Origin of the sequence: Mesorhizobium sp. M0701, assembly GCF_040320365.1 — a bacterium.
Lineage (GTDB): Bacteria > Pseudomonadota > Alphaproteobacteria > Rhizobiales > Rhizobiaceae > Mesorhizobium.
Genome location: NZ_JAMYPO010000087.1, coordinates 1 through 7,599 on the forward strand (window position 1 = coordinate 1; position 7,599 = coordinate 7,599).

Below are 7,599 nucleotides of genomic sequence, written 5' to 3' on the forward strand. Positions count from 1 at the left end.
CCGCTCGGCCGGAAGGCCTCGAAAGTGTGAGAAGGTCAAACGGAGAGTATGGCGCAACGGTCAACGAGACGGGATCGGGAAAACCAGATCATGGATACGTGCCTTGAGCACGCGAGATTGAATTGGACCCACTCCGCGAACTCCCATACGGGCCCGCGGCATGTGGAACGCCGCATCAGAGGCCGGACACATGTCAGCACCCGACCACGCTCCTCGCCTGGCTTGAGGATTGGGACGAGAACCTTGTCGACATAGAGTTGGAAACGCTCGCCGTTGATCGGTCCGTCGATCAGCCATGGCGCATCGACACGGTCATGGCGCAGCGCCGCCAGAAACGTCATGGTCTTCCAATGGCCGTGCGGCACCTTGGCTTTGATCCTTTCGCCGCGCGGCGCCCATCCCCTGAGCGGCGCCATGTTGGTTTTGGTCCATGTCTCGTCGATGAACACCAGGCGGGAAGGGTCGATACGGTCCTGATACTTTGCCCACTGTGCCCGCCGGCGCGCCACATCCGGGCGATCCTGCTCAGCCGCGATCAGCGTCTTTTTTTGTGACTGAGCTTCTCGGCGTGGACGAACTCCCACACCGAGCGGTAATCGACCTTCAAGCCGCGCTCGGCCAGCTCGATCACAAGACCGCGTAGCGTAAAATCCGCGGCCCGGCAGCGCACCAGCAGCCACTCCCGATGCTCACCGGCAATCTTCTTCGGCCTGTGCCCGCCCATCTTGCCCGGCGCAAGACTGTTCGTTTCGCGCAACCGGCTCACCCATCTGATGACGGTGCTGATACCAACCCCATAGCGCGCCGAGGCTTGCCGCCGCGACAGCCCCTCCCGCTCAACCGACGCAACAACCCGTTCGCGAAGATCCATCGAGTAAGGCTTGCCCATCCATGCTGACCTCCTTGCCCAGCAAGAAGGTTGAATCAGATTTGCCCGCCTAAGGGAATCTCCCGCCGATTCAGCCTCAATTCATCCCGCTCTAGCTTCGGATGCTCACGTCGTCGCCTGAGGACGCTGACTGGAGAAGGTCGCCAGGATCGTTCTGCACATACATCCAGCGAAGGAGCCGAATTTGGTGACGTCGCGCGCTCACAAATCACCAGGAACGCGACGGCCCAACCGATCGTTGACTCCCTTTGATCGAGCCGCCGTCATGCCGTCTACCTCGATACGCAAAACCGAATACGATCCGGATAGCAGAATGCTCTCGGTGTGGTTCGTCGCCAGCGGCAAACGATACGAGTTTGAGGACGTGCCGCCGGAGACCTTCGCCGCGTTCAAAGCCGCCTTTGCCAAGGGCCGCTATTTCAACGAACACATCCGCAATCACTTCCGGTATCGGCAAGTTGCGTCCGGCGACGACCCGGACTGCCGGTAGGCCAGTGAAACATAGGCAGGAAGTCGTCCTAACTGCCGGTTGGTAGACGCGGCGGCGCCGACGCGCGTATGATTTTCAACGATCCGTGCACGGGGCACACCCGATCTCCCGCCCACACCTGTGCTTGGTGAACGACTGATCGCCCGCCGAGCCGAAAGGTGCGGCGGGCTTTTTTTGCGTTTTCGGGTCGCCCATCGCTTGGCAAATGAGAGCAACTAAGCGATCGAGCGCATCCTTGTGGAGCGCGCCTTTAGGGCGCCGGGCAAGGAAATCATCCACGCTCAGCCAGTCCACCGGATTTGACTCAGCGTTTGGCCGGCTGAATTCCACATAGAGATGCAGATCGTCAGGCACAAAGACGAGTCGCCACGTTCCCTTTGCGTCGGCGGCGAGGCTGTAGGCGAGGACGGTCATGGCGATCACTCCTTCGCTCCGAGATTGCCTAGTCCGCAGGGCAAATCCATCGCAAGAAGTTGGTGTTGACAGCGCTTTTTTGCGTTTGTCGGACGCGATTGACCTGCACTCCCGATCATGAGCGGAATGAGAACATTCAGTGGGGGCAGGGGTCGGGAGATGACATTTCAGGCAGTCGCTTTGATGGTGACATTGGTCGCCGCAACGCCCAACAGTGATTTGCCTCCCAACGCGGTTGAAAGTGTGCGGATGAAGGCTGAGACCGTGATCACCGAAAGCCGCAAGATGAAAGCAAAAGGGATGATGCCGGCGTCCATTGACTGCCGAATCGATAGCATCTCCGGAACCGCAGCGGTTTACTCGATGAAAATCGTCTGGGTGCCAAACGAGGCCGGCATTATATGGCGCTTCGGAGTAGGCACGGCCGAAGAAAACGCCAAACTAGAAGAAGGAAATCGGGCGTCAGGTATTCGCAACGTTTGGTCGAAGCAATTGATCGACAAAGCTTCGGGCTGGCACGCCTCGTGTGTGCTTTGGGAGGGACCGGGCTACAGATGAAATGCCTGATGCCCTTACACAGCGCGTAGGTTCTCATCGATTTCGCCATCGACATTTCCGGCACGCCTGCCGGGACGAGGTCGACAGCTTCATCATCCTGCCGCCGTCAGGCGCGCGGTCGCAATCGGCCCTGCGCGGGGGCTCGAGGCATTCCTGAAGAGCTGTTTTTTCCCGAATACGATTTTACTGCCAACGGCGAAATTTTGCGGTCGACGACGACTACCAGGTGTTGCCGATCTGCGGCGTGGGCGGCGACGAGCCGGGCACGCTGCGGGTGCTCGACTATGCTAAGCAATCGGTGATGATGGGCATCGCTGCCGCACTTAAGGCTTTCAGGCTTGGCCGGCCCCGGGCGCTGAACTAGCGGGACTATTGCTCTGCGGGAAGCGGGGTGTGCTGCGGCTCGGCGTGATGAAACACCTGTCCAAGATCGCGCGCGTCGAACGTCTGACCGCAAACTGGGCAGTAGACGAAGTGCTTCGATTCATCCTCCACTGGCCCGTCATGCGGCTTGCCTTGGTAGCCGGTAGCGATGTTGTCGGTTCTGATCCTCGTCATTCATCCGCAACGCAAACTGTCGCGTTTTGGTTTCCGTGCTGAATCACGTTATCTTCGCTGTGGCTAATATAGGCCGAGCGCCTAATTCTCTAATGTGCGTAAATTGTGAGTACCGGCCGGCTCGCGTTCATTCCGCCGATGATGCCTACCCTGGTCGCCAAGCCGCCCCAGGGCGACGGATGGGCTCACGAGGTCAGTTCGATGGCTACCGCTCTCGGCTGAGGGTGTTTGAAAGATAGCCTCTCACAGTCCTCCACAAAATTTCCCTGTGGATATTCCCTCTGTGACGACTTGGTGTCGTATTCGTTTGGCTGGGGCTGAGTAGAAGTAAGCAACTTGGGCTCGGGGGAATCATGAACAAGTTGCTTGTGGGAGCGGCATTGCTTGCCGCCGGCGTCTTCGGCGCAGATACATCTTTCGTTTCTTATATTAGTAACTCCGCAGGGATGGCGGCCTTTGCGCAGGAGGCGCAAGGGACTTCGCCTGATGTTGGCGCGAGTGGGGGCTTCGGCAATAGCGGGGCAGCACTTGGCTCGGGAACGGGCTCCGGCACGGATGATGCGGGGGCACCGCCCGCAGCGGGTGCGACGGGAGATGCTGCGCCCGCGGGCGATAGTCCGGATGCGGCAGCCAAGGTCGACGGCAAGCCGGCTGAGACCGAGGCCACCGATGCCAAGACCGGCACGGCGGTCAAAACGACCGACACAGAAGCCGCACCGGAAGATGCTGCCGCAACGACGCTGGCGACGACGACGACCACCGACGGCGGCGATGCCGAGGCGATCGGCACGCCGAAGGTGGATTTGCCGAAGAGTTCAGGCAATGGCAATCTGGGCTATGCCATCGGCGTCGATGTCCCGGACTTTCACGGCATTGAGCCGTCGATCGCGCTTACCTACGAGTCTTCGCGCAGGACCAAGCTCGGCGGCCTCTACCAGGGTTGGCTGGGCCATGCTTGGGGCCTTGGCGGTTTCGACGTCATCGAGCGGGCAAGCCCGGGCTATGGCATGCCGGCCTTCGATGCCACCGACATCTACCTGCTCGACGGCCAACAGCTGGTCGCCTGCGCGGCCGGCATGGTATCGCCGTCGTGTTCGACCGGCGGCACGCATGCGACGGAGAACGAATCCTATCGCCGCATTGCGCTCAACAGCACCACCAATGAATGGAAGGTGACCGATCGTGACGGCACCATCTCGACCTTCCGCTCGCTCGCGGCGGTTGCGAATCTCAGCCCTTCCCCGACCATCCCAGGCAAGGATGGCGCTACTATTGCCAACCCAGCCTATGATCTGGCCTACAATTATCGCTGGCTGCTGAGCTCGGTCACCGACACCAATGGCAACAATGTTGCCTACAGCTACACCTGTCCGGCAAGCCCGGTCTGCTATCCCGACACGATCAGCTACAACGGCACTGTGGTAAAATTCTATCTGGAGACGCGGCCCGACCTGATCCTGATGGGCAATGGCCGCGACATCTCCGAGACCAGCCAGCGCATCAAGGCGATCGGCGTCACGGTCTCTGGCGCGCTGCGCGGCGCCTACAAGCTGACTTACGACCAGGCGCCGTTCTCCAATGCCTCACGACTGACCGCTGTCACCCGCTACGGCACCGATGCGGCAATCGCCGCCGACGGCACCATCACCGGCGGCACCGCAAAGCTGGTCGGCCAGATGACCTATCAGAATACCGATGGGGTTTATGCGACCGTCGATGCCTCCCTCCTCACAGGCTTGCTCCTCATTGAGGGAGCACCAAACGAGGTCGGCGATTTGGACTTTGACGGTCGTGACGAAATCTTTGGCGACAGAGCCACGCAAGGAGAATCCCCAACCGGGCAAAGAACCGCCAGCAGAACAAAGTACCGATATAAATTCGATTCGAATGGCGCACTCATCGATACAATTTCGGCAAGCCTTAACGCAGCGTATGACGGCAGATATTCGTCCAAGCCCGGTAGGTTCTTGGCCAGCAAAGGCACAATGGACTTTGCGGACACGGTGACAACGACCTCCGATGACGGCCATACGGTGACGACGGGAACACGCGGTGCGTTTGTCATCACAAATGCTCAGCTCGCGTTGACCAATGCTAATTGTAAATCATCGCTCTTCTTCGGCCCCGTCGTGCCGGCCAGCTATGACGCCCTATGTGACGCGCTCTCGACCGGCTCGTTTGTTGTCGCCGACGCTGATGCTGACGGCATAGATACCGTCAATGGTGTCAGCGAGATAAACGGCTTGATCGGTGTCGGCGACTTCCTCGGCAATGGGCACCAGCAGCCGTTATTAACGCCGTTACTGGGCGGAAATGTAAAGAAGGGTGTCCTGTCAAACGGCACATGGGAGGCCGTCGATCCCTCATTTTCCCCCAGCTGCTCGACGTTTGGAGAGTTGGGCACCTGTGTTCTGGCCGATGTGAATGGCGACGGCGCGACCGACATTTTCCACTACAAGGGCAGTGACGACAGCGTCAGACTCTGGCTGTCGACCGGTGTCGGATTCAAAGAGTACACGGTTTCCTCGATACCGGGAACGTCCGCCGTTCTTCGCGATTTCGACAATGACGGCCGCATGGACGTCATTACCATCGGTGGCACACTGACGGCGCGGAGGGCCGACACGATCCGGGTCTTCTCGCTGCGTCCGTCGTCGACGGCGATGGGGCCGGTGGAATTCACACTTCCGGCCAGAATGAATGCCGGCGTTGCCATAGGCGATTTCAATGGCGATGGCCTGCCAGATTTTACCGACTACAAAGACCACATGTTCATCTCGGCCCCCGGCGCGGGCAATCCGAACCTGCTGCGCAGCGTCGTGACGGAACTCGGCGGGACGGTCGCGGTGGAGTATGCGCCGTCGTCGACCTGGGCGAACACCTACCTGCCGCAGGTTGTGCATGCGGTGACAAGACTTTCGGTCGGCAACGGCCGCGGCCAGACTTCGGTGAGCACGTATGCTTATGCCGGCGGCAAATACGATCCGGCGGCGCGCAAGTTTTTGGGCTTCGCCTCGATCGTCGAGACAAAACCGCTGGCCAATGGCGAGACGGCGGCCTCCAAGATCGAGACCACCTACCGGCAGGACCTGGCAAGCTACGGCCTGCCGTCGCTGACGGTCTGGAAGGATGGCGCCGGCACCGTCCACAAGCAGGTCGCCGAGACCTATGCGGTCAATACGGCGACCAATCCCTATACCGTGCAGAACATTGCGACCGACACGACGCTGACCGAGAACATTGCACGCACCCTCAGGGTCGAGCGGGCGTTCGACGCCTACAACAACGTCACCAGCGTCAAGGACTATGGCCGCACCGACGTCGGCGGCGACGAGACATGGACGGTGGCGAGCTTTGCGCCCAACACGAGCGCCTACATCGTCTCGCTGGCGAGCAGCCAGACGGTGCGCGCCGGGCTGGACACCAGCTTCCCCTATATCGGCTATGACGAGACCTATTATGATGGCAACACCGGCGCCAATGCCACGCCGCCAATCAAGGGCAACGTCACCCGCAAGCGCAGCTTCTCCGATTACTATGGATCGCCGCAAAAGGAGGTGAACCAGACTTTTGCCTATGACACCTACGGCAACAAGGTCTCGGCCGCGAACGGCCTCGGCCACAAGACCGAATGGGATTATGACGCGGCCTATCACCTCTATCCGGTGACCGAGCGCAGCCCCCGCTATTTTGCCACCGGCGGCCAGAGCGCCGACACCCGCTTCGTCTTGAGCGCCACCTACAATGCGGTGTGCGGGCTGCCGGCGACGAAGACCGACGTCAACGGCCTGATCAAGACCTTCACCTACGATCCGTTCTGCCGGCCCTATCAGGTCTCGCAAAGCGTCACCGGCGCCTATGCCAAGACGCGCTTCGAGAACGAGGGCAATCCGGCGACACAGGCGCTGGTCAAGCTGATGCCGCTGCCCAATGGGGCGGGCGAGGATTTTGTCCGCTCCTATTACGACGGGCTTGGCCGCGTCTATCGGGTGGAAACGCCCGGCGAGACGACGGCCGGCGCCAAGCGCCTTGTCGACACCGACTACGACCTGCGCGGCAATGTGCTGCGCACCGCCTTCCCGCGCTTTGTCGGCGACACTGCGCAGTGGACGACCAGCTCCTACGACTGGAACGACCGGCTGGCGAAGACCGTCTATGCCGATGCCAGCCAGACGGTCTTTGCCCACAGCCTCGACAGCGGCACGGGCACCAATCCGCGGCTTTACGCGGTCACCCAGACCGACCAGATCAATGCGACGACCACGCGGCAGAGCAAGAGCGTGTCCTCGACGCGCGGCGATGTCGTGCAGATCGTGCGCGATCTCGGCGGGCTTAATCTGACGGAGGGCCGCAGCTACGATGTGCTTGGCCGGCTGATCGGGGTTCAGCGATCCCGGCGGCTCGAGCTGGAGCTACAGCTATGACATGGTCGGCAACCGGCTTTCTGCAACGGATCCCGATCTCGGCAGCTGGTCCTATGTCTATGACGTCGCCAACCGGCTGACCAGCCAGACCGATGCCCGCAGCACCGTCACCGCCCTGGCCTACGACCAGATGGACCGGCTGACCCTGAAGACGGCGACCCCGTCGGGCGGCAGTGCGGTCACGCTGACGCAGAACACCTACGATCAGGCGGCGGCGGGCTTCTACAACATCGGCCAGCTGACGACCTCGACAAACCCTGCGGCCA

At 60.9% G+C, this 7,599-nt stretch carries 7 protein-coding genes and 1 pseudogene; 5 read left to right on the top strand and 3 right to left on the bottom strand.

Annotated elements, in window-relative coordinates:
• Positions 1–212 precede the first annotated feature (212 nt).
• Positions 213–889 (bottom strand): annotated as a pseudogene (locus NKI24_RS35170) (IS630 family transposase); the annotation flags it as partial.
• 265 nt (positions 890–1,154) lie between these two features.
• On the opposite strand from NKI24_RS35170, the gene NKI24_RS35175 reads away from it, so the two are divergent.
• Positions 1,155–1,379 carry a KTSC domain-containing protein gene (locus NKI24_RS35175; protein WP_352750737.1) on the top strand — a complete coding sequence of 75 codons (225 nt, stop codon included), beginning with the start codon at positions 1,155–1,157 and terminating at the stop codon, positions 1,377–1,379.
• A 75-nt stretch (positions 1,380–1,454) separates the two neighbouring features.
• Here the strand turns inward: NKI24_RS35175 and NKI24_RS35180 are convergent, their stop codons facing one another.
• Entirely contained in the window at positions 1,455–1,793 is a 339-nt protein-coding gene (locus tag NKI24_RS35180) for a hypothetical protein (protein ID WP_352750739.1), read from the bottom strand.
• 159 nt (positions 1,794–1,952) lie between these two features.
• Between NKI24_RS35180 and NKI24_RS35185 the strand changes: the two genes are divergently transcribed.
• Both NKI24_RS35185 and NKI24_RS35190 read left to right on the top strand, forming a co-directional pair.
• Positions 1,953–2,351 (top strand): hypothetical protein, encoded by a 399-nt coding sequence (locus NKI24_RS35185; RefSeq protein WP_352750740.1) that lies wholly within the window; start codon positions 1,953–1,955, stop codon positions 2,349–2,351.
• 226 nt (positions 2,352–2,577) lie between these two features.
• Positions 2,578–2,715, top strand: a complete 138-nt coding sequence (locus tag NKI24_RS35190; protein WP_352750742.1) for a hypothetical protein — start codon at positions 2,578–2,580, stop codon at positions 2,713–2,715.
• A gap of 5 nt (positions 2,716–2,720) precedes the next feature.
• Here NKI24_RS35190 and NKI24_RS35195 read toward each other — a convergent pair whose 3' ends face one another.
• The gene (locus NKI24_RS35195) at positions 2,721–2,909 is read right to left on the bottom strand and encodes a hypothetical protein (RefSeq protein WP_352750744.1); all 189 of its coding nucleotides are present in this window, start codon (positions 2,907–2,909) and stop codon (positions 2,721–2,723) included.
• A 353-nt stretch (positions 2,910–3,262) separates the two neighbouring features.
• Here NKI24_RS35195 and NKI24_RS36130 point away from each other — a divergent pair, with 353 nt between their 5' ends.
• Complete coding sequence (locus NKI24_RS36130) at positions 3,263–7,333, top strand: toxin TcdB middle/N-terminal domain-containing protein (RefSeq protein ID WP_502901515.1); 4,071 nt, start codon at positions 3,263–3,265, stop codon at positions 7,331–7,333.
• A 1-nt stretch (position 7,334) separates the two neighbouring features.
• A partial coding sequence (locus NKI24_RS35205; RefSeq protein ID WP_502901516.1) for an RHS repeat domain-containing protein occupies positions 7,335–7,599 on the top strand: 265 nt, incomplete at its 3' end.